A 20327-nucleotide genomic window follows, 5' to 3' on the forward strand; every position below is an offset into this window, starting at 1 on the left:
CGGTTGTCACAAACCGCCGACCGGCATTGCTGGCCAGCATTTCACACAGCATAATGCCCGCAGTTTCGCTGTTTGATTCGCAATCGCAGCACCCTTTGGCAAACCATGGAATTGCCCCATGATCGCAAACAAACTGAAGAAATTTGTCCTCGTCGCCTCGTTGGCGGCGATGATCGCGCCCGATTTCGTGCCCGTGGCCATGGCGGATGATAGGCCCGCCAAGCAGGCATTCGGTGCGGAAAAGCTGCCCGTGCTGGCGCAATCGCCACAATCGATCGGCTTTTATGCCAAGGGCTGCCTTGCGGGCGCTGTCGCGCTGCCGACAGACGGCCCGAACTGGCAGGTGATGCGCCTGTCACGCAATCGCCGCTGGGGCCATCCGCGTATGATCGGTCTTCTGGAAAAACTCTCCCGCGATGCTGCCAAGGATGGCTGGCCGGGACTGCTTGTCGGCGATATTTCGCAGCCGCGCGGCGGCCCGATGCTGACGGGTCATGCCTCGCATCAGGTCGGCCTCGACGCCGATATCTGGCTGACGCCGATGCCTAAGAAGCGCTTCACCGATGCGGAACGCGAAAGCGTTTCCGCTGTGTCGATGCTGAAAGGGGATTCGCTTTACGTCGATCAAAAGAAATGGACCCCTGCCCGCACGGCGCTGATCAAACATGCCGCGAGCTATCCGGAAGTCGAACGCATCTTCGTGCATCCCGGCATCAAGAAGCAGCTTTGCGATACGGTGACCGGCGACCGAAGCTGGCTTGGCAAGGTTCGCCCCTATTGGGGGCACTTCTACCATTTCCATGTGCGCCTGACCTGCCAGCCCGGCTCGCCGCAATGCAAGTCGCAGCCCAAGGTGGCCGCTGGCGACGGTTGCGACAAGTCACTTGCATGGTGGTTTACAGATGAGCCGTGGAAGCCAGCCAAGCCATCGAAGGAACCGCCGAAGAAGCCCCGCCCCGTCATGGTATCCGATCTTCCAAAGGCATGTGCCGCTGTGCTGGATGGTCCGGCTCCCAATTCGGTCGCCGAAGTGACCTATGGGGTGCAGTAAACAACTATCATGCCCCGACGCTTGACGGCGGGGCATTTTCTCTAAGCCCTCTTTTCACCGACCTATGGCTCAGCTATAGGTTTAAAACGATTTAGAGCCAGATGACAAGGTTATCAACTTCATGACAGAGCGCCTGCGCATCGCATTGATCGCCCACGATTTGAAGAAAGACGACATGGTCGCCTTTGCGCGCGCGCATGAAAAGGCGCTGTCGCGTTTCGATATCGTCGCCACGGGCACGACCGGCGGGCTGATCCTTGAAGCCTGCCCTTCGCTGACGATCCAGCGCGTCAAAAGCGGCCCGCTCGGCGGCGATCAGCAGATCGGCGCGATGATAGCCGAAGGCACCGTTGAAGTGCTGATCTTCTTCATCGACCCGCTGTCGCCGCTTCCGCATGATGTGGATGTCAAGGCGCTGACGCGGCTTGGCAGCGTCTACGACATTCCGATGGCGTTGAACCCGGCCACGGCGGAAAAGCTGATCAAGGCTTTGGACTGATACGAGCGAAGAAATAACAGCCTTTGGTAAGCTCCCAAGGGCCACAAGAAACGACAGGGAGAGAGAATGCAGGCCATGATCGACGCCGAACAGAGTTTTCAGTTTCCAGTCCTTGTCGGCGATATCGGCGGCACCAATGCCCGCTTTGCGATCCTTGTCGATGCTAACTCCGACCCGAAGGAATTTCCGGTTCTTCAGACGGCGGATTATGCGACCATCGATGAAGCCATTCAGACGGCTATTCTCGACCAGACGTCGCTGCAGCCGCGCTCGGTCATTCTGGCCATTGCCGGGCCCGTCGAAGGCGATGAAATCGACCTCACCAATTGCGATTGGGTTGTGCGCCCGAAGAAGCTGATCGCCAATCTCGGCTTCAAGGATGTGACCGTGCTCAACGATTTCGAGGCGCAGGCGCTGGCCGTGGTGTCGCTCGAAGGTCACCATATGGAACAGATCGGCGGCAAGCCCGACGAGGTGGTTGCAACCCGCGTCGTACTCGGACCGGGCACTGGCCTCGGTGTGGCCGGTCTGGTGCGCACCCGCAAGGCCTGGGTGCCGGTTCCGGGTGAAGGCGGCCATGTCGATGTCGGCCCGCGCAGCGAACGCGACTATCAGATTTTCCCGCATATTGAGCAGATCGACGGGCGCGTTTCCGCCGAGCAGATTTTGAGCGGACGCGGCCTGCACAATCTCTATGTGGCAATCTGCACCGCCGACGGTGTGACACCGACGCTGGAAACGCCCGCCGACATCACCTCTGCCGGTCTCGATGGTAGCAATGCGCAAGCCAGCGAAACGCTCGACCTGTTTGCGACCTATCTTGGCCGTGTGGCGGGCGACATGGCGCTTGTCTTCATGGCGCATGGCGGCGTTTACCTGTCGGGCGGCATTCCGCAGCGCATTATTCCAGCCTTGCGGGCTGGCGGTTTCCGCGCGGCCTTTGAAGACAAGGCGCCGCATCAGGCTATCATGCACGACATTCCGGTCCGCGTGATCACCTATCCGCTGGCGGCGCTGAGCGGCTTGTCGGCTTTCGCCTGCGCACCATCGCGCTTCGAAGTCTCGACGGACGGGCGGCGCTGGCGCATCGGCTAAGTTCTGCCAGCAAGAGGATCAGGGTGTCTGAATCAAAAAGCGGCAGGCCGTGGCGAAAATGGTGATTTCGAGAACCGGAGCGGAGCGTACTTTTAGGTACGTGAGCCTAGGTAAGCGCAGAAATTGCCATTTGCAGACCGCCATGGCGACTTTTGGATCAGATAGCAGGGATGGATAATTACGCGACTTAAAGCTATAGAAACGCGTCGGGGAATTGGCTTTCGGCCTTTTCACCGCCGCGTTTTTGGTTTTAATACCAACGCATTTTCAACGGCAGTCTCGGACATACCGAGCTCAGGAATGAAGCGCTTTTGCACGTGAGCCTATTCAAAAAGAAAAAGAAGAAAATCGACACGGGCGAAGCGACCCGCGTAATCCGGCGCATGATGTCGGAAAACATCGGTGAATATAAGAAAAACTATATCATCGCCATCATCGCATCTTTGATCGTCGGCGGATCGAACGCCGCGCTTGCCTATATGATGAAGCCGATGATCGACAAGATCTTCTATGAGCAGAACCTGCCGCTGATCTGGGTCATCTGTGGCACGCTTCTGGCGATCTTCATCCTGCGCGGTCTGTCTGGCTATGTGCAGGCCGTCGAGCTTGCCAAGATCGGCAATAATCTGGTCGCGCGCTATCAAAAGCGCATCTTCGACCATCTGATGAAGCTCGGTCTCGACTTCTATAACGACACCCGCTCCGGCCATCTGGCGGCGCAGATCAACCAGAATGTGTCCGGCATCCGCGACCTTCTGAACATGACGATTTCGTCGATTGCGCGCGATTTCATCTCGCTGATCGGCCTGATCGCGATGATGTTCTATATGGACCCGATGCTGTCGGTTGCGATCTTCCTGATCGGCCCACCGCTCATTCTGGCGGTCGCCTATATTTCGCGCCGCATCCGCTCGGTGACGCGCGATCTGGTGCACCTCAATTCGCATCTTCTCGGCGCCATGCAGGAATCCGTGCAGGGCATTGCCGTCGTGAAGGCTTTCACGATGGAAGATCAGCTGCGCGCGAAGATCGGCAATCTGATCGACCTGTCGGAAGGACGCAGCAACAAGATCGCCAAGGTGTCCGAACGCACCACACCGATTTCCGAAATACTGGCTGGTATCGCCGTATCCGGCGTTCTGGCCTATAGCGGCTATCGCGCCATCCTCGAACAACAGCCGCCCGGCGCAACCTTTGCCTTCATCACCGCCATGTTGCTGGCCTATGACCCGGCCCGCCGTCTTGCCCGCCTTCAGGTCGGGCTGGAAAAGGCGCTGGTCAATGCCCGCATGATCTATGAAGTGCTGGATATCAAGCCGCACCAGCGCGATGCCGCCGATGCGGTGCCGCTGAACCCCGGCCCCGGCGAAATCCAGTTCGAAAACCTGCATTTCTCCTATAGCGAGCTTGCGCCGGTTCTGCATGGTGTCAGCTTCACCGCCAAGGCAGGGCAAACCACGGCGATCATCGGCGCATCGGGTGCGGGCAAGTCAACGCTCATCAATCTCGTGCAGCGGTTCTACGATCTCGACAAGGGAACGATCCTGTTCGACGGGCAGGATATTTCCAAGGTCACCAAGCGCTCGCTGCGCCACGCCGTGGCCTATGTCTCGCAACAGCCCTATCTGTTCGAAGGCACCATTGCCGACAATATCCGCTATGGACGCCCGGATGCGACCGATGATGAAATCGTCAAGGCGGCCAAGCTTGCCCATGCGCATGATTTCATCCTGCAACAGCCGCAGGGCTACGACACACCGATTGGCGAAAACGGCGCAACGCTTTCCGGCGGCCAGCGGCAGCGCATTTCGATTGCGCGCGCCATCGTGCGCAAGGCGCCGGTGCTGCTGCTCGATGAAGCAACATCCGCACTCGACAACGAATCGGAAAAGCGCGTCCAGCAGGCGCTGGAAACGATCATGAAGGGCCGCACCACCATCGTCATCGCCCATCGCCTGTCCACGGTCGTCAATGCCGACCGTATCGTGGTCATGGAAGCGGGGCGCGTGGTGGAAGAAGGCCGTCATGAACAGCTGATCGCCATACCGAACGGCGTCTATGCCCGCTTCTATCAATTGCAGAGCGGCAGCGCCGACAGTATGACCGAACCGACAATCGAAGAACTGACTGCGGATGATGTGCCTGCGGGCACAGGAGGACAAAATGACCGGTGAACCGGATAGCCGAAACAGCGAAATGGGCCTCGTCGTCGTCGGCGCCGGTGGCCGCATGGGCCAAACCCTTATCCGGACGATCCAGTCGATAGACGGCGCAAAGCTTGCGGGCGCTATCGAGCGCCCCGGCTCGCCGCTGATCGGCAAGGATGCCGGTGAAGTGGCCGGTGTCGGCGCGCTTGGCGTGAAGATTACCGACGATCCGCTGCCGGTCTTTGCCCAGGCGCAAGGGGTACTCGACTTCACCAGCCCTGCCGCGAGCGTGGCCTTTGCCGGGCTCGCGGCACAGGCCCGCATCGTCCATGTCATCGGCACCACGGGATGCTCGGCAGAAGACGACGAGAAATTCCGCGCCGCCGCCCGCCATGCAACCATCGTCAAGTCGGGCAATATGAGCCTTGGCGTCAATCTGCTTTCCGTCATGGTGCAGAAGGCCGCAAAGGCGCTGGGACCGGAAGATTTCGACATCGAAGTTCTCGAAATGCACCACAAGCACAAGGTGGATGCACCAAGCGGCACTGCCCTGCTTCTTGGCCAAGCGGCCGCCGAAGGCCGCGGCATCAGCCTTGAAGACAACAGCGTGCGGGCGCGTGACGGCTATACCGGCCCGCGCACGGAAGGCACCATCGGCTTCGCCACGCTGCGCGGCGGCTCGGTGATCGGCGACCATTCGGTGATTCTCGCTGGCCCCGGCGAACGCATTGTGCTGTCGCACCATGCCGAAGACCGCACCATCTTTGCACGCGGCGCCGTCAAGGCCGCACTCTGGGCTTATGGCAAAAAGCCCGGCCTCTATTCCATGCTCGACGTGCTCGGGCTGAGTGACTAGAGCGCGTTTCGATCTGATTGCATCAGATCGGCGCTCTACTATTTTGTTTGAACGCGCATCTTTTCCGAAAACCGTTTCACACTTTTCGGGATGCGCTTTGATTTACCCACCAACGGAGCCTTGCCTATGTCTCGTACTCTCGTCCTGGTTCGCCATGGCCAAAGCGAATGGAACCTGAAGAATCTTTTCACCGGCTGGCGCGATCCGGGCCTGACCGAACAGGGCCATGCCGAAGCCAAGGCCGCTGGCCAGCGCCTCAAGGCCGCAGGTCTCAAATTCGATATCGCCTATACGTCAGTGCTGACCCGCGCGCAGACCACCTGCCAGCACATTCTGGATGAGCTGGGCCAGTCCGGCCTTGAAACGATCCGCGATCAGGCGCTGAACGAGCGCGACTATGGCGATCTGTCCGGTCTCAACAAGGACGATGCCCGCGCCAAGTGGGGCGAAGAGCAGGTTCATGTCTGGCGCCGTTCCTATGACGTGCCTCCTCCGGGCGGCGAAAGCCTGAAGGATACGGGCGCGCGCGTCTGGCCTTATTATCTGCATCAGATCCAGCCGCATGTGCTGCGCGGTGAAAGCGTTCTGGTCGCCGCGCACGGCAATTCGCTGCGCGCGCTCATCATGGCGCTCGACGGACTGACCCCGGAACAGATTCTCAAGCAGGAACTGAATACCGGCGTGCCGATCATTTACCGGCTCAATGCTGATTCGACTGTGGCCTCGAAGGAAATTCTGGAAGCCTGACATGCAGTTGGCGGCAAATTTATCGGGCGCGACACCGCGCCCGATAGCGTTTTCAACATGGAAAACGGACAGCTTGAAAAAAAGCTGACATTATTTCGAAAACGCGATTGACAGAGGCAAGCCGACCCCTTAGATGGGTCCTCGTCGCCCAGATGGCGGAATTGGTAGACGCACCAGCTTCAGGTGCTGGCGCTCGCAAGGGCGTGGAGGTTCGAGTCCTCTTCTGGGCACCATTTCCAAGTCTTCGGACCACTACCAAGGTCCAGAAGCATCCCAAAAAGCCCGCGCAAGCGGGCTTTTTTGCTTTCTGGGCCCGTCGCATTCCCAAGCGTCCAAACCCCGGCCTGAGCTTCAGGAAGACAGATATGCAATTCACCGACGCTGATCGCGACACCTTTTTCGAGCTTCTGAAATGGCGGCGGGATGTTCGTCATTTTCGCAGCGATCCGATAGACGGAGCGATGGTTCAAACGCTGCGGCAGGCGATGGATTATGCACCCTCTGTCGGCAATGCGCGGCCCTGGCGCGTCTTCGCCGTAGAAAGCCTTGAGAAGCGGCAGGCGGTCCACGATGCCTTCAGGCAGGCCAACCGCAAAGCAGCACAGATTTACGACGGCGCACGCGCCGAGGCCTATCGTGACCTGAAACTGGAGGGGCTTGCCATCGCCCCGTTGCAGCTCGCCATTTTCACGGAAACGGATCCGGCGGAAGGGCACGGCCTCGGGCGACAGTCGATGGCTTCCACGCTGGAGCAAAGCACGGCGATGGCCGTGCAAAACCTCAACCTCGCCGCCCGGTCGCTGGGCCTTGGTGTCGGCATGGTGTCGATACTCGATCCGCTGGCCATGGAAAGGCTTTTCGCCGTGCCGGCAAACTGGCGTTTCAGCCTTTATCTGTGCGTCGGCTGGCCGAGCTTCACCGACGACACGCCGCTGCTGCACAAATGCGGCTGGCAGGAAAACAGCAGGACCGACTGGCGCTCCTGCTGATTCAATTTACGAACAGAAGCCCGACCCCAGCCAAGTTTCTCCGTTCGTGTAATACATGTTGAGGACTTCCCGCTCTGCAAAAACGCTGGGCGGCCCCTTGTCATTCAGCAAGGCAAACAGCGTTTCCTCGGTGAACGGAACGCTGACCCGCTCAAGGTAAAGCACCGTAGGACATCGTATAGGACGGGGCCAGAAGACGAGCTGTTCTTCGACTTCTTTCAGTGTCCTCTGTATTGCAGCTTCGGCGTCTGCCAAGTCCACAAAGAACACGTCATCCCATTCCGTCATCTTGTCATCGGTGATTGCATAGAAACTGAGCATTTTCGTCACGATCGGCCTCCACCCCGGTGCACTCTCGCGGTACGCCCCCGCGTTGTGCCCTTCGATCTCTGGTGATCGGGGTGTTCGCAACCGTACTGATACGGCCCTGCGCCTTTAGCTCGGGTGAACCTGTACATAGCAACAGGCACCCCGATCATAAAGAACGAAGGTTCGGCATCTTTTGGCGACACCAGCCAATCAGTAGAGGTTGCGACACCCCAGACCGCCGCGTAGCGGTCCACCCTTAGGCGTAGAGGATTTTTGACAGCTTGTCACACGCAAAATCTGTCACGCGACAGGCTTGTGCCGGATGATCGCAACGCACTGTTAAACAAGCGAAATCGATGGCTGGCTAACCACAGCAACCATACGATATCTCTGTTTTAGAATGAAGTAATATTCAGCAGCAGTTTTGCGCAGGAAGCAAGCGCTGAGCCTGCGCGTGATCCTTGGTGACCGGGGAGTGGAAAAGCCAACTGTGTGATGGCCCCCGCAGCCTTTGGTTCGGTGAACCTGTTTTATACGCGACAGGCCCCCCGGCCATAAAGAACAGTGGACCACCGCGTGGCGGTCCACTTCATGATCCTTGGCGGTCGGGGCGTTAGCAAGCGCGCAGCGTCACGTCCCCGCGACCTTTAGCTTCTGAAAAGCCTGGACATAATCGCGGACACCCTGACCATGAAGAACGAAGGACCGCCGCAAAGCAGCCCCCTGCAATTGGTAATCCTGCTCAGTTGATTTGTCTCGCGGAGATTGCCGTGCGACCGGCAATCCTGCTAACGGCCTTTACTCCGTCCTGTGCGAACTATATCCAAAGACTAAGCAATTCCGTTGGAGCAAGTGTCGATGCGCGCCTTAGTCCTCGCCCTCTTTCGCGCCACCAGTTCCTTCAGCGCCACGGGACTGGCGTTCGGCACATTGTTCTTTGCAGCGGCGCTGACGCCGAGCCTCATTCCCCGAACCTATGTCATTCAGGGCGCGCTGTGTGGGCTGGTCTTCGCCATCGGCTATGGCATCGGCGTGCTTTTCGGCGCGCTGTGGCGCTATCTCGAACTGCCGGAGATCAAGGGCCGCAAACGCGCCATCCTGAAAATCGGCGTCGGCATTGTCTGCCTCGCCGTGGCGCTGATCGCCCTTCGCTCATCCGCTGGCTGGCAAAATTCGATCCGCACCGCGATGGACATGCCGCCGGTGCCCTCCGCCTATCCCGCAACCCTGACCGCGATTGCCATCGCTGTCTTTCTGGTGCTGCTGGTCATTGCCCGCATTCTCATTCGCATTGGGCGCTATATCTCGTCGAAGATGCGCCGCATCATGCCAAGGCGCGTTGCAAACGTCATTGCGGCCTCGGTGACGGCTTTTCTGATCTGGACCGTCGCCAACGGCGTGCTGATCAATACGGCGTTCAAATCGCTCGATGCGTCCTTCAAGCGCTATGACGCCCTGATGGAGCCGGACCGAGTGCAACCCTCCTCCCCCGGCAAGACAGGCAGCGCCGCCTCGCTGATCCGCTGGGAGGATCTTGGCCGTGCCGGACGTGAATATATCGCCTCAGCGCCCACCGCCGCCGAGATTTCCGCCTTTACCGGGCGCGCGGCCATGGACCCGATCCGCGTTTATGCCGGGCTCAATGTCAGTCGTACGCCAGAGGAAAGGGCCAGACAGGCGCTGGAGGAACTCAAGCGGCAGGGCGGCTTTGACCGCTCTGCGCTGGTGATCATCGTGCCGACCGGTACGGGCTGGGTCGATCCCTCCGCCATGATCGGGCTGGAATATCTGCGCGACGGCGACGTGGCCAGCATCGCCGTGCAATATTCCTATCTGAACAGCCCGCTATCGCTGCTGTTTCAGCCGGAATATGGCGCGGAGTCGGCGCGCGCGCTGTTCGAAACGGTCTATGATTACTGGAAAAGCCTGCCTGCCGACAAACGACCGAAGATTTATCTGCATGGTCTGAGCCTCGGCGCTTTCAATTCGCAAAGCTCGGTATCGCTGTTTGAAATACTGGATGCGCCCCTGAACGGCGCCCTGTGGAGCGGCCCGCCCTTCCCCAGCGCGCTGTGGCGTTCGCTGACGCGCAGCCGCAATCCCGATACGCCGGAATGGCTGCCGGTGGTGCGCGACGGCGCCTTCGTGCGCTTCATGAACCAGAATGGCGAAGCGCCCGGCAATGGCAACGAATGGGGCGTGATGCGCACGATCTATCTGCAATATGCCAGCGATGCCATCGTGTTCTTCAACAGCAGCATGTTCTATCGCGAGCCGGACTGGATGAAAGAGCCGCGCGGTCCCGATGTATCAGCCGATTTACGCTGGTATCCGATCGTGACCGCGCTGCAACTGGTGGTCGACATGGCATTTGCCGACAGCGCGCCCATGGGGCATGGACATGTCTATGCCCCGGAGCATTATCTGGAAGCCTGGCGTGACATCACCGGCGCAGAAAACTGGCAGAGCGACGATATCAACCGGCTTAAGCAATATCTGCGTCACAAGGTGGACGAAGGTAATGCCGAAGGTTTCGAGGAACGCGGGGGGTAGCCCCGAGAAATTTGATTGTAACGGCTGTTGCAGTCATCTGAAAATCGACCGTAACAGCCCGGCTTTGAAAAGAAATTGGCGGCAAACGATCCGTTTGGCCACCCTGCTAACGAACTCAAAAAAAATTATGCGGTGCCGCTATCCGAAACGGAAAGCGCCCGGTCACGCCATGCGCTGACGGCGGTACCCTGTGTCTGGTTTTCGACGACGATGTGGTGGCCTTCATAAATGCCGGAAGCAACCCACTGCTTCGCCGCTTTCTGATACACATCGATCGTGATTCCGAGTTGGTCTACCTTGGCTTGTGACAGCATGTATTCCCTCATGAATGGTGAATATGAAAAGCGAAGCTGGAATATATAATCGATTTGACGACAATCTGATGTCACTTTTTCGCTACCGGATTGTAATTCTGACAAAACACAATGTTTTGAACATCTTACGGCTGTATAAACCCATATCTGACCGACGAGGATTTATTTAGAAGAATTACCATGTTTACTTAATTCATTTATACTTGAACCTGCGTTCAATTTGCTTCTGCATTAAGCTGAAACATCACAAACTGAGTAAACTGTTCCGGGTTGAAATTATTATCGGAAGCGATGACCACCGTTTTATGTCCGCCGATTGTCGGCCCCCAACTGACCGACTCGATATTATCGATGTCTAGGCCGAAATCACCTTCGCCCAGCCGCAGCACAGCTTCCCTGGCCATCGGCGTTAGCGAAACATCCTTGAGCGTCGCCATGCCGCTCACGTCCGTCGCACCGGCAAAGCGCGCGCGGTAGAAATTAATCTCATTGCCCACGCCATGCGCGTAAGAGCGCTCGACCGTCAACAGATCGTCGCCCCAGGCGAGAAATTCCGACATGCCGTTGTCGTTCCAATAGGGCAGTTTGGTCGCCTTGGTGAAGATCGGCCCGGTATCATAGGCATATTCCGCCTTCACCCCGCCGGACAGAATATCGAAGGCGAGTATGCGGGCGCGACTGCCTTTTTCCAGCGTTGCCTTGTCACCATCCTGAAGCAGCGCATTTTCCAGCCCGACGAGCAGCGTCTTGCCATCCGGCGAAAAGGTCAGGCTTTCAAAGGACAGGTTATTGCGAATACCGCGTGTGCCGTCGCCATTCGGGATGTAATAATCGGGCAAGGCAAACTCACGGATCAGACTGCCATCGATGCGCGATTCCCGCACGGCCGGTTTGCCGTTGCGGTCGCCCTCGCTGGTCCAGAACAGCGTGCCGGTGCCCGCATGATAGCGAATGGATTCCGGATCGACATCCTTGTTCGCAAACGGCTTGCCATCGGCATTCAACAGCGTGACGGTAGAAAGGATATCGACGCTGTGCAGTCCCTTTTCGTCGGCGACGATCCTGAGCGTATAGAACCGCGCGGGAGCCTTCTCGGAACGGTCGTCGGAAATGGCGTAATAGATATCCTGCGCCGCATCATAGTCGAGGCCGGATACGCCGCCGAACTCAACGCCTTTAATTTGCAGGCCGGTTGGCAGCACGATCTCGCCCAGCAGCACTGGCTTTTTGAAATCCTGCGCGAAAGCCGCTGACGTCAGGGAAACAGCGGCGCAAAATGCTGCAACAAAAAGCGGAGACTTCATCAAACGCACCTTGGTCGGGTCAGAAACAGGAAGCCTATCTGATAGCGGCAAGATTTGAAGCGTTCATGACGCTGACATTTTCCGCCTTGCAACGGAACGCATTTCCAGCAAAAGTGTGAAATGGTTTTGTGTTTGATATGCGTAAAAACAATTAGTTAGCAATAAAATTGGTATCGCCCGTCCCGGTAGAATGGTCAAGAGGTTCGCCATGGAACAGCCCGATTACGACCGCGCATTCGGCGAGATTATCCGGTGGCTGAAGCAGGAAGGCTTGATCCTGCAAACCGATCTCGAGGGCAATACGGAGCTTTCCACCCGGGCCGAGCGCATGGGTCGCAAAAGGCGGCGCGAAGCGGCGGCAACACAAGAATAAAAAACCGGCATCATAAACGGGGGAGTTGAGATGCGGCATAAAGGCCTGCTGGAATTCGGGCGGAATCGGACGCTCTATGGTCTTTTCCTGTTTTGCGCGGTCTGCGCCATCGCAGGCAGTCTGCTGAGCTATCCTGGCGAAACTTCGTTCTGGCGCTGGCTGCATTATCTCACCAAGCCGACCGCAACGCTGCTTCTGCTGGCGGCGGTGCTCTGTTCCGGCAAGCCGCGCTCGAAATCCTATGGCCTTGCCGTGGCTTTCGGCCTTGCCCTCGCAGCGCTTGGCGATTTTTTCCTGATGCTGCCGGGTGATTATTTCATGGCTGGGCTGATCTGCTTTCTCATCACCCATTGCGCCTATATTTACGCCCTGTCGCGCCATAGCCGCTTTGCGCAGAACAAGGGCGCCTTCGTCGTCTTCGCGTTTGCGGCAGTTGCGCTGATCACCGGTCTTTGGACGGCCCTGCCGGGGACCATGAAAATCCCCGTCATCATCTATGCCGCCGCATTGGGTCTGATGGCCGCGCAGGCTTTCAGCCGCGCAAGCGGCACCGAACCAGAAACACCACAACATTACGCCGCCTGGCTCGCGGCATGGGGCGGCTTGTTCTTCATGGTCAGCGACACGCTTCTCGCCTATGACCGGTTCCGCTTCGATATTCCGCTGAGCGGGCTATGGGTGCTCGCCACCTATTATGTGGCGCAATTCCTGTTCGCCCGCTCGACCGAGGATTTCACCCATGAGCGATGATCTCGACGCGGTTTTCGCACGTCTGCGTCAGGCATGGCTGGATCATCGCCCGCCCTATGAGCAACGCATCGATGACCTCAAGCGCCTGCGTGCTGGCCTGGCCGCACAGCTCGACGATATGGCGAAGGCGATCAGCGCCGATTTCGGAAACCGCTCTGCCCATGAAACCCTGCTTGGCGAAGCCAGCGTGGTTTTTGCCGAAATCGATGACGCGCTGCACCATCTCAAGAGCTGGATGAAGCCAAAGCGCCGCAAGGCGGGCTGGAAATTATGGCCCGCGAAAGCCGAAGTCCGCTTCGTGCCGCTGGGTGTCGTGGGCGTCATCGCGCCGTGGAACTATCCGGTCAATCTGGCGCTCGCGCCGCTGGTGGCGGCCATTGCGGCAGGCAACCATGTCCTGCTCAAACCATCTGAACACACGCCACAGACGGCAGCCTTCCTGCAAAAGCTCATCAGCACGGTCTTTCCGGACAATCGCGTTGCCGTGGTGCAAGGCGATGCAGCGCTTTCCGCCCGCTTTGCCAGCCTGCCTTTCGACCATCTGTTCTTCACCGGCTCCACCGCCGTGGGGCGCAAGATCATGGCAGCGGCAGCTGCCAATCTGACGCCGGTAACGCTGGAACTTGGCGGCAAATCTCCCGCCATCATCAGCGAAAACGCCAATCTGGTGCGGGCGGCGCGCGCCATCGCAAACGGCAAGTTTTTCAATGCCGGGCAAACCTGTATCGCGCCGGATTATTTGCTGATCCACCACAGCAAGCGCGATGAATTCATTGCCTTGCTCAAAGCCGAAATGCTGGCCCGCTATGGCGGCGCATCCGCCGGTCAGGACCGCACCACCATCATCAACGATGCGCAGTTGCAGCGGTTATCCGGCCTGCTGGCCGATGCGAAGGACAAAAGCGAGGGCATCGTCGAGCTGCTCGCGCCCTCCACCGAAACGCGCCTGATGACGCCGACGCTCATTCTTGAGCCGCAAGTGACCAGCGCCATGGCGGAAGAGATTTTCGGACCGCTGCTGCCTGTCATCAGCTATCGCTCGACCGATGACGCCATTGCCTATGTGCTGGGCCATGACCGCCCGCTGGCGCTTTATTGCTTCAGCGAGAACACCGCAGAGATCGAGACCATCCTCGCCCATGTGGTCGCTGGCGGGGTCTGCATCAACGATACGCTGTATCATTTTGCCTGCAGCAACCTGCCCTTCGGCGGCGTGGGGGCCAGCGGCATGGGCCAGTATCACGGTTATGACGGCTTCCTGACCTTTTCCAAGGTCATGCCTATATTGACGAAATATGCGCCCGCCCCGAGCGATCTCATCAAGCCGCCCTATCGCGGCCTGACCGACTGGCTGGTTCGCTTCATTGCCCGCTGAACTTTCGCCCCAAACACTCAATTGTGCGTGGCGGCTCTGTTCAAATCGCATAGCAAACTATCTATATAGAAGAGTATAAATTTGAAATATTCATCTTGAACTGACGACCTTACGGGTGAAAAGGGTGCAGAAGAAAAAGGAAGCAAACCGGATATCGAAGTCGATCCTGACGGCGATCCGCAACAGGCCGGGCTTCAGGCCTCTCAACGCCAATATCACTGGCGGTGATATTGTCATTGCATCCTATAATGTTCACAAATGCATCGGCATCGACAAACAGTTCAATCCGCAGCGCACCGCCGACGTGATCAGCGAAATCGACGCGGATGTTATAGCGTTGCAGGAAGCCGACAAGCGTTTCGGTGAGCGGTCCGGTCTGCTCGACCTCGGCCTTCTGGAGCGCCGCCACGGCCTCATTCCTGTCCCCATCAATGCAACGATGCCCAAGGGGCATGGCTGGCACGGCAATGTGCTTTTGTTCCGCGAAGGCATTGTGCGCAATGTGCAGCAGCTGAAACTGCCCGGCGTGGAGCCGCGCGGCGCGCTCGTCGCCGATCTGGAATTTCCCGCCGGTCCGCTGCGCGTCATTGCCGCGCATCTGGGCCTCCTGAAACGCTCCCGCGAGCAACAAGCGGAAAGCATTCTCACCGCCTTGCAGGAAGCCGACACGCTGCCGACGCTGTTGATCGGCGATCTGAATGAATGGCGTATCGGCAAGCGCTCTTCGCTGGCCGCGCTGATGCCGACCTTCAACCATGTGGCGACGGCAGTGCCGAGTTTTCCGTCACGCTTCCCGGTCTTCGCGCTCGACCGCGTGATGGGCGCGCCGCATAATCTCGTGACCTCGGTGGAAGTTCACAACACGCCGCTGGCGCGTATGGCCTCCGACCATCTGCCGATCAAGGCGCATCTCGACCTGAAGACGGCGATAGAGCATTTCCAGCAAAAGTGTGAAACGGTTTTGCGTCTGGAAATGCGTGAAAATAAATAGATCTTCTGCACAATCTCTATCCGGAGATACCCGCAAGCAGGACCGGCTCATAGATAAGGCGAACCGAGCCAGATAATCCGGTCGATGAGACGCACCAGAAACGGGCGGTTGTTGAGACCTGTCAGATTGACCTGACGGCTCTCCTCGATGACCTTCCCGATCCGCTCTTCCACCTGACGCGCCACATCGCGATCCAGAATTTCCAGATCGATCTCGAAGTTGAGCCGCAGCGAGCGCGGATCGATATTCGAGGAACCGACATAGGACCATGCGCCATCGATGGTCATCAGCTTGGAATGGTTGAACGCGCCGCCTGCACGCCAGATGCGGCAGCCATCCTTCAAAAGCTGGTCGAACTGGGCGCGCATGGCGCGGTCCACCAGTTTGAGATTATTGACCCCCGGCACGACGATATCCACCGACACGCCCCGCCGCGCCGCCGTGACCAGCGCGCTGATCAGTTCGCGGTCGGGCAACAGATAGGGCGACATGATGAGGATATGCTGCTCGGCTATCGAGAAAGCGCCCATCATCATGCGATGGTTGGTTTCCACATTCTTGTCGGGACCGGAGCCGACCACACGCACCAACGTGCCGGTGCCGGGCGGATTTTCCGGCGGGGCAATGCGCCAGGCGTCGCCGGTCAGCAATTCACCCGTTGCAAATCGCCAGTCCTCGGATGCGATGTGAAAAAGGTCGGCAATGGCCGGTCCTTCCAGCCGGAAATGCGTGTCGATGGCCACCGCATCGCCAGCAATCGCCCGCACAAAACCGGCACGGATATTCATGCCGCCGGTAAAGCCATATCGCCCGTCGACGACGAGGATTTTGCGGTGGGTGCGTAAATTGGCATAAGGTAGGCGCAGGCCGATGATGATGTTGCCGTTGAAGACATCCACTGTCACGCCATTTTCCTTGAGCAGGCTGACAATGCTCGGGATGGAATAACGTGCGCCAACCGCATCGATCAGCACCCGCACTTCCACGCCGCGCTTGACGGCCTCGCCCAGCGCCTCGGCAAACCGGATGCCAATGGCGTCACGGTCAAAAATATAGGTTTCCAGCAAGATGCTGCGCTCTGCCTTACCGATGGCTTCCAGCATGGCCGCATAGGCTTCGTCGCCGGTTTCCAGCATTTCAATGCGATTGCCGCTGGTGAAATCATAAAGGCTGACGGCGTCGCCCAAAATTTTCATCGCGCCGAACTGCCGCCCGAATGCGGCGCGCACGAGGTCGTTGGTCGTGTCGAAATGCGAGAGGTGATAAAGCGCAATATGCCCCAGCGCGCGCTGCTGCGTGAGCGTCGAGCGCCTGATCCGGTTGACGCCCGCTATGGCATAGACCACCGCCCCCACGATGGGCGACAGCACGATCACGCCGACCCAGCCGAGTGCAGTGCGCACCTCGTCCTTGGTCATGGTCGCATGAATGGCGGCTATTGCGCCGAGCACGATCGACAGAACAGCCAGAATATGCGGCCAGTAATGGGAAATCAGATCGAACATCGAACAGACTTTTCCAACAACAATTGAGTACCGGGAAACCGGCAGCGCCCCCGCGTCAAGTTCCAGAAATATGTAGCCGATAGAGATTAAAACAGGTGTAACGGCAAAGAGATAGAGCCCAACGGGCCAAAAAAGTACAACTGCAGCGAATTAGTTTATGCGCAAAAACAAAGAGATATCGCCGTTTTTCCCGGTCTCGGTCGTCGGTTCAAGCGCGCAAAAGGCTGGCGCGGCGGCCTCACGCAGCCAAAGCTGGTCAAAAGCTCCATCTGCCTTATATTGTTGCGTGGGTTACGAAAATTGGGTCACGACAATTCGAGGGACAAGAGGGTTATTCGATGGCAACGACGAACAAAGATTTCGACAATCCCGTGCTGCCGACAGAGCTGACGTCCAAGTGGGGCTGGTTCGTCGCGCTGGGCGTGGCGCTTCTCATTCTGGGCGGCATCGCCTTCGGCAATCTGGTGCTGGCCACAGTTGTTTCGGTCTACTATGTCGGCATGATGATGCTGATCGCTGGTGTGATCGAAATCATCCATGCTTTCGGCGTGAAAACGTGGGGGCGGTTTTTCTTCTGGCTCCTGAGCGGCCTGCTTTATGCTGCGGCGGGTGTCGTCACCTTCATCAATCCCATATTGGCGGCAGGCGTCCTGACATTCCTGCTGGCGGCTGCCCTTCTCGGCTCCGGCCTTTTCCGCGTCTGGATGGGCTTCAAGTCGAAACCGGCATCGGGCTGGGGCTGGATCGTGGCCGGTGGTGTCATAACCGCGCTGCTCGGCCTCATCATCGCCATCCAATGGCCGGTCAACAGCCTGTTCATCCTTGGCCTTTTCCTGGCCATCGATCTGATTTTCCAGGGCTGGACCTACATCGCCTTCGGCCTCGGCATCAAAAGCCGCTAATCAAGCGCAGCATTTTCCTTAAAGCGGCGTGTTCAGCGCCGCTTTTTCATTTCAGGCCCGATGAGCGGCACGGCGCTTGTTGAGATTTTGCCCAATGACTGCTAGATGCAGCGCAACATCTTCGCGGCGCGCCTTTGCGCGGCCCAACATTTCGCCATCACGAGTTTCTTCATGCCTGCTGACAATCCCGTTTCCAAGCGCCGCACATTCGCGATCATCGCGCACCCGGACGCCGGTAAGACCACGCTGACCGAAAAGCTGCTGCTGTTTGGCGGCGCCATCCAGCTTGCCGGTGAAGTGAAGGCCAAGAAGGACCGTATCCAGACCCGTTCGGACTGGATGAACATCGAACGCGACCGTGGCATTTCGGTCGTCACCTCGGTGATGACCTTCGAATACAAGGACTGCATCTTCAACCTGCTCGATACGCCGGGCCACGAAGACTTCGCAGACGACACCTACCGCACGCTGACAGCCGTCGACAGCGCCGTCATGGTCATCGACGCCGCCAAGGGTATCGAGCCGCGCACGCTGAAACTGTTCGAAGTCTGCCGCATGCGCGATATTCCGATCGTCACCTTCGTCAACAAGATGGACCGCGAAGCACGCGATCCACTCGAAATCCTGGACGAGATCGAAGAAAAGCTGGCGCTCGACACGGCGCCGATCACCTGGCCTATCGGCTCGGGCAAGAGCTTTGCAGGCACTTTCGACCTGCATAACGACACGATGCGTCGTCAGGATAATGAAGAGCAGCCAACCAAGGTCAGCGGCCCGGAAGTCGCAGCCGCTTTGCTGCCTGAGAACGAACGCGAAGCCTGGCTGGAAAATATCGAACTGGCACGGGGCGTTTGCCGTCCGTTCGACCTCGCTTCCTTCCGCGAAGGCCATATGACGCCGGTTTATTTCGGCTCCGCGCTGAAGAATTACGGCGTGCGCGATCTGATCGAAGCCTTCTGCGATTTCGGCCCCGCGCCCCGCGACCAGCAGGCCGACACGCGCATGGTCGGTTCCACCGAAGACAAGATGACCGGCTTCGTGTTCAAGATTCAGGCCAATATGGACCCGAACCACCGCGACCGCATCGCCTTCCTGCGCGTTTGCTCCGGAAAACTGTCGCGCGGCATGAAGGCCAAGCTGGTGCGCACCGGCAAACAGATGAGCCTGTCTGCACCGCAATTCTTCTTCGCGCGTTCGCGCCAGATCGCCGACGAAGCCTTTGCGGGCGATGTGGTCGGCATACCGAACCACGGCACGCTGCGCATCGGCGATACGCTGACCGAGGGTGAGGATATCCTGTTCCGTGGCGTACCGAACTTCGCACCGGAAATCCTGCGCCGCGTGCGTCTGGACGATGCGATGAAGGCCAAGAAGCTGCGCGAAGCGTTACAGCAGATGGCCGAAGAAGGCGTCGTGCAGCTTTTCGTGCCCGATGACGGCTCTCCGGCCATTGTCGGTGTCGTCGGCGCGCTCCAGATCGACGTTCTGACCGAACGTTTGAAAGTGGAATATTCGCTTCCGGTCGGCTTTGAAATGTCGCGCTTCTCGGTCTGCCGGTGGATTTCCGCCGACGACCCGGCTGAATTGCAGCGCTTCATCACCTCGCATCGCGCCGATATCGCGCATGACCTCGACAATGATCCGGTTTTCCTGGCGCAGAACGGCTTCTCGCTCAATTACGAGGCCGAGCGCTGGAAGGATATCCGTTTCGCAACCATCAAGGACTATCAGGTCCGCGACAAGGCATGATGCGGTAAGTTGCTATGACCGATCCTGTTCTGGCTGCTCTCGATTTGCCTGATGCCTTGCTGCATCGGCTTGCAGGTTATAGCAGCCAGCAGGATGAGCTTGGCCGCTCGAGCGCCAATGTCCTGCTGCTCGATCATGATGCGCACGAACCGCTTGTTCTGAAAATCGAACCGGCAAGCACGGTCAGCGAACTGGCCGATGAGCGCGCCCGGCTTGAATGGCTTTCAGCCCAAGGGCTGCCCTGCCCCAGCGTCGTCGCTTACGAGAGGATGGCCGACCGCCATTTTCTCCTGATGACGCGCCTTGCCGGATCGAATCTCGCTTCGTCTGTCGGCACTCTTACGCCTGACCGCATCGTCTCCATTCTCGCTACAGCCTTGAAGGCGCTGCACAGCGTTAACCCTGCCGCCTGTCCATTCGACCACCGGTTGGAACATCGCATTAAAGATGCACGCAAGCGCGTTGAAGCGGGCGCGGTCGATGAAGATGATTTCGATACCGAGCGTGAAGGCCGCACCGCGGAAGGCCTGTTCTCCGAACTGCACCGCCTGAAACCGTCGCAGGAAGATGTTGTGGTCACCCATGGCGACGCCTGCCTGCCCAATTTCATGGCCAGCGACGGCACATTCACCGGCTTTATCGACTGCGGCAGGCTCGGCCTTGCAGACCGTCATCAGGATCTGGGACTCGCCTGCTGGAGCATCCGCTATAATCTTGGCAACGAATGGGTGAAGCCTTTCCTCGACCTTTATAGCGCAGAAGCCATCGACGAAGCAAAGATCGCCTATTACCGCTTACTGGACGAGTTCTTCTAAGCG

19 protein-coding genes and 1 tRNA gene are annotated in these 20327 nt (G+C 58.5%); 16 read left to right on the plus strand and 4 right to left on the minus strand.

Translation table 11 applies throughout. From position 1 onward, the window contains the following. The first annotated feature begins 118 nt into the window (after positions 1 to 118). The 8 genes from mepA (at position 119) to bluB (ending at position 7384) form a co-directional block, all read left to right on the plus strand. Positions 119 to 1051 carry a penicillin-insensitive murein endopeptidase gene (gene mepA / locus HWD97_RS15415; RefSeq protein WP_339440726.1) on the plus strand — a complete coding sequence of 311 codons (933 nt, stop codon included), beginning with the start codon at positions 119 to 121 and terminating at the stop codon, positions 1049 to 1051. Between the two features lie 121 nt (positions 1052 to 1172). Then, complete coding sequence (locus HWD97_RS15420; protein ID WP_109369659.1) at positions 1173 to 1550, plus strand: methylglyoxal synthase; 378 nt, start codon at positions 1173 to 1175, stop codon at positions 1548 to 1550. 66 nt (positions 1551 to 1616) lie between these two features. Then, positions 1617 to 2645, plus strand: coding sequence for a glucokinase (locus tag HWD97_RS15425; RefSeq protein ID WP_371835197.1), 1029 nt, complete (start codon positions 1617 to 1619; stop codon positions 2643 to 2645). Between the two features lie 317 nt (positions 2646 to 2962). Further along, on the plus strand, positions 2963 to 4819 hold the full coding sequence (locus tag HWD97_RS15430) for an ABC transporter ATP-binding protein (protein ID WP_371835198.1): 1857 nt from the start codon (positions 2963 to 2965) through the stop codon (positions 4817 to 4819). Then, positions 4809 to 5648 (plus strand): 4-hydroxy-tetrahydrodipicolinate reductase, encoded by an 840-nt coding sequence (gene dapB / locus HWD97_RS15435; protein ID WP_371835199.1) that lies wholly within the window; start codon positions 4809 to 4811, stop codon positions 5646 to 5648. Before HWD97_RS15430 ends, dapB begins: the two co-directional genes overlap by 11 nt. Positions 5649 to 5774: 126 nt before the next feature. After that, positions 5775 to 6395 carry a 2,3-bisphosphoglycerate-dependent phosphoglycerate mutase gene (locus tag HWD97_RS15440; protein ID WP_171319625.1) on the plus strand — a complete coding sequence of 207 codons (621 nt, stop codon included), beginning with the start codon at positions 5775 to 5777 and terminating at the stop codon, positions 6393 to 6395. Positions 6396 to 6541: 146 nt separating this feature from the next. Then, a tRNA-Leu gene (locus tag HWD97_RS15445) sits at positions 6542 to 6628 on the plus strand. A gap of 132 nt (positions 6629 to 6760) precedes the next feature. Further along, positions 6761 to 7384, plus strand: a complete 624-nt coding sequence (gene bluB / locus HWD97_RS15450) for a 5,6-dimethylbenzimidazole synthase (RefSeq protein WP_371835200.1) — start codon at positions 6761 to 6763, stop codon at positions 7382 to 7384. Positions 7385 to 7390: 6 nt separating this feature from the next. On the opposite strand, the gene HWD97_RS15455 is transcribed toward bluB, so the two are convergent. Next, on the minus strand, positions 7391 to 7714 hold the full coding sequence (locus tag HWD97_RS15455) for a hypothetical protein (RefSeq protein ID WP_371835201.1): 324 nt from the start codon (positions 7712 to 7714) through the stop codon (positions 7391 to 7393). 837 nt (positions 7715 to 8551) lie between these two features. On the opposite strand from HWD97_RS15455, the gene HWD97_RS15460 reads away from it, so the two are divergent. Beyond that, positions 8552 to 10246, plus strand: a complete 1695-nt coding sequence (locus HWD97_RS15460; RefSeq protein WP_371835202.1) for an alpha/beta hydrolase — start codon at positions 8552 to 8554, stop codon at positions 10244 to 10246. A gap of 125 nt (positions 10247 to 10371) precedes the next feature. On the opposite strand, the gene HWD97_RS15465 is transcribed toward HWD97_RS15460, so the two are convergent. Both HWD97_RS15465 and HWD97_RS15470 read right to left on the minus strand, forming a co-directional pair. Then, the gene (locus tag HWD97_RS15465; RefSeq protein WP_109369667.1) at positions 10372 to 10560 is read right to left on the minus strand and encodes a hypothetical protein; all 189 of its coding nucleotides are present in this window, start codon (positions 10558 to 10560) and stop codon (positions 10372 to 10374) included. Positions 10561 to 10775: 215 nt separating this feature from the next. Next, on the minus strand, positions 10776 to 11864 hold the full coding sequence (locus tag HWD97_RS15470) for an esterase-like activity of phytase family protein (RefSeq protein ID WP_371835203.1): 1089 nt from the start codon (positions 11862 to 11864) through the stop codon (positions 10776 to 10778). A gap of 208 nt (positions 11865 to 12072) precedes the next feature. Here HWD97_RS15470 and HWD97_RS15475 point away from each other — a divergent pair, with 208 nt between their 5' ends. The 4 genes from HWD97_RS15475 to HWD97_RS15490 all read left to right on the plus strand — a co-directional run bounded on the left by HWD97_RS15475 (position 12073) and on the right by HWD97_RS15490 (position 15353). Continuing rightward, complete coding sequence (locus tag HWD97_RS15475; protein ID WP_167836107.1) at positions 12073 to 12237, plus strand: hypothetical protein; 165 nt, start codon at positions 12073 to 12075, stop codon at positions 12235 to 12237. 30 nt (positions 12238 to 12267) lie between these two features. Beyond that, entirely contained in the window at positions 12268 to 12987 is a 720-nt protein-coding gene (locus HWD97_RS15480; RefSeq protein WP_371835204.1) for a lysoplasmalogenase, read from the plus strand. Then, entirely contained in the window at positions 12977 to 14362 is a 1386-nt protein-coding gene (locus HWD97_RS15485; RefSeq protein WP_371835205.1) for a coniferyl aldehyde dehydrogenase, read from the plus strand. Before HWD97_RS15480 ends, HWD97_RS15485 begins: the two co-directional genes overlap by 11 nt. Positions 14363 to 14486: 124 nt before the next feature. Further along, positions 14487 to 15353 carry an endonuclease/exonuclease/phosphatase family protein gene (locus tag HWD97_RS15490; RefSeq protein WP_140026163.1) on the plus strand — a complete coding sequence of 289 codons (867 nt, stop codon included), beginning with the start codon at positions 14487 to 14489 and terminating at the stop codon, positions 15351 to 15353. 47 nt (positions 15354 to 15400) lie between these two features. On the opposite strand, the gene cls is transcribed toward HWD97_RS15490, so the two are convergent. Further along, positions 15401 to 16858, minus strand: coding sequence for a cardiolipin synthase (cls, locus tag HWD97_RS15495; protein WP_371835206.1), 1458 nt, complete (start codon positions 16856 to 16858; stop codon positions 15401 to 15403). Between the two features lie 338 nt (positions 16859 to 17196). Between cls and HWD97_RS15500 the strand changes: the two genes are divergently transcribed. The 3 genes from HWD97_RS15500 (at position 17197) to HWD97_RS15510 (ending at position 20324) form a co-directional block, all read left to right on the plus strand. Continuing rightward, a complete protein-coding gene (locus tag HWD97_RS15500) occupies positions 17197 to 17760 on the plus strand; it encodes an HdeD family acid-resistance protein (RefSeq protein ID WP_140026164.1) in 564 nt (187 codons plus the stop codon). A gap of 171 nt (positions 17761 to 17931) precedes the next feature. After that, a complete protein-coding gene (locus HWD97_RS15505) occupies positions 17932 to 19509 on the plus strand; it encodes a peptide chain release factor 3 (RefSeq protein WP_371835225.1) in 1578 nt (525 codons plus the stop codon). A gap of 14 nt (positions 19510 to 19523) precedes the next feature. Then, the gene (locus HWD97_RS15510; protein ID WP_371835207.1) at positions 19524 to 20324 is read left to right on the plus strand and encodes an APH(3')-II family aminoglycoside O-phosphotransferase; all 801 of its coding nucleotides are present in this window, start codon (positions 19524 to 19526) and stop codon (positions 20322 to 20324) included. Positions 20325 to 20327: the final 3 nt, after the last annotated feature.

It is taken from the genome of Ochrobactrum sp. C6C9 (assembly GCF_022627935.1).
Classification (GTDB): Bacteria; Pseudomonadota; Alphaproteobacteria; order Rhizobiales; family Rhizobiaceae; genus Brucella; species Brucella teleogrylli.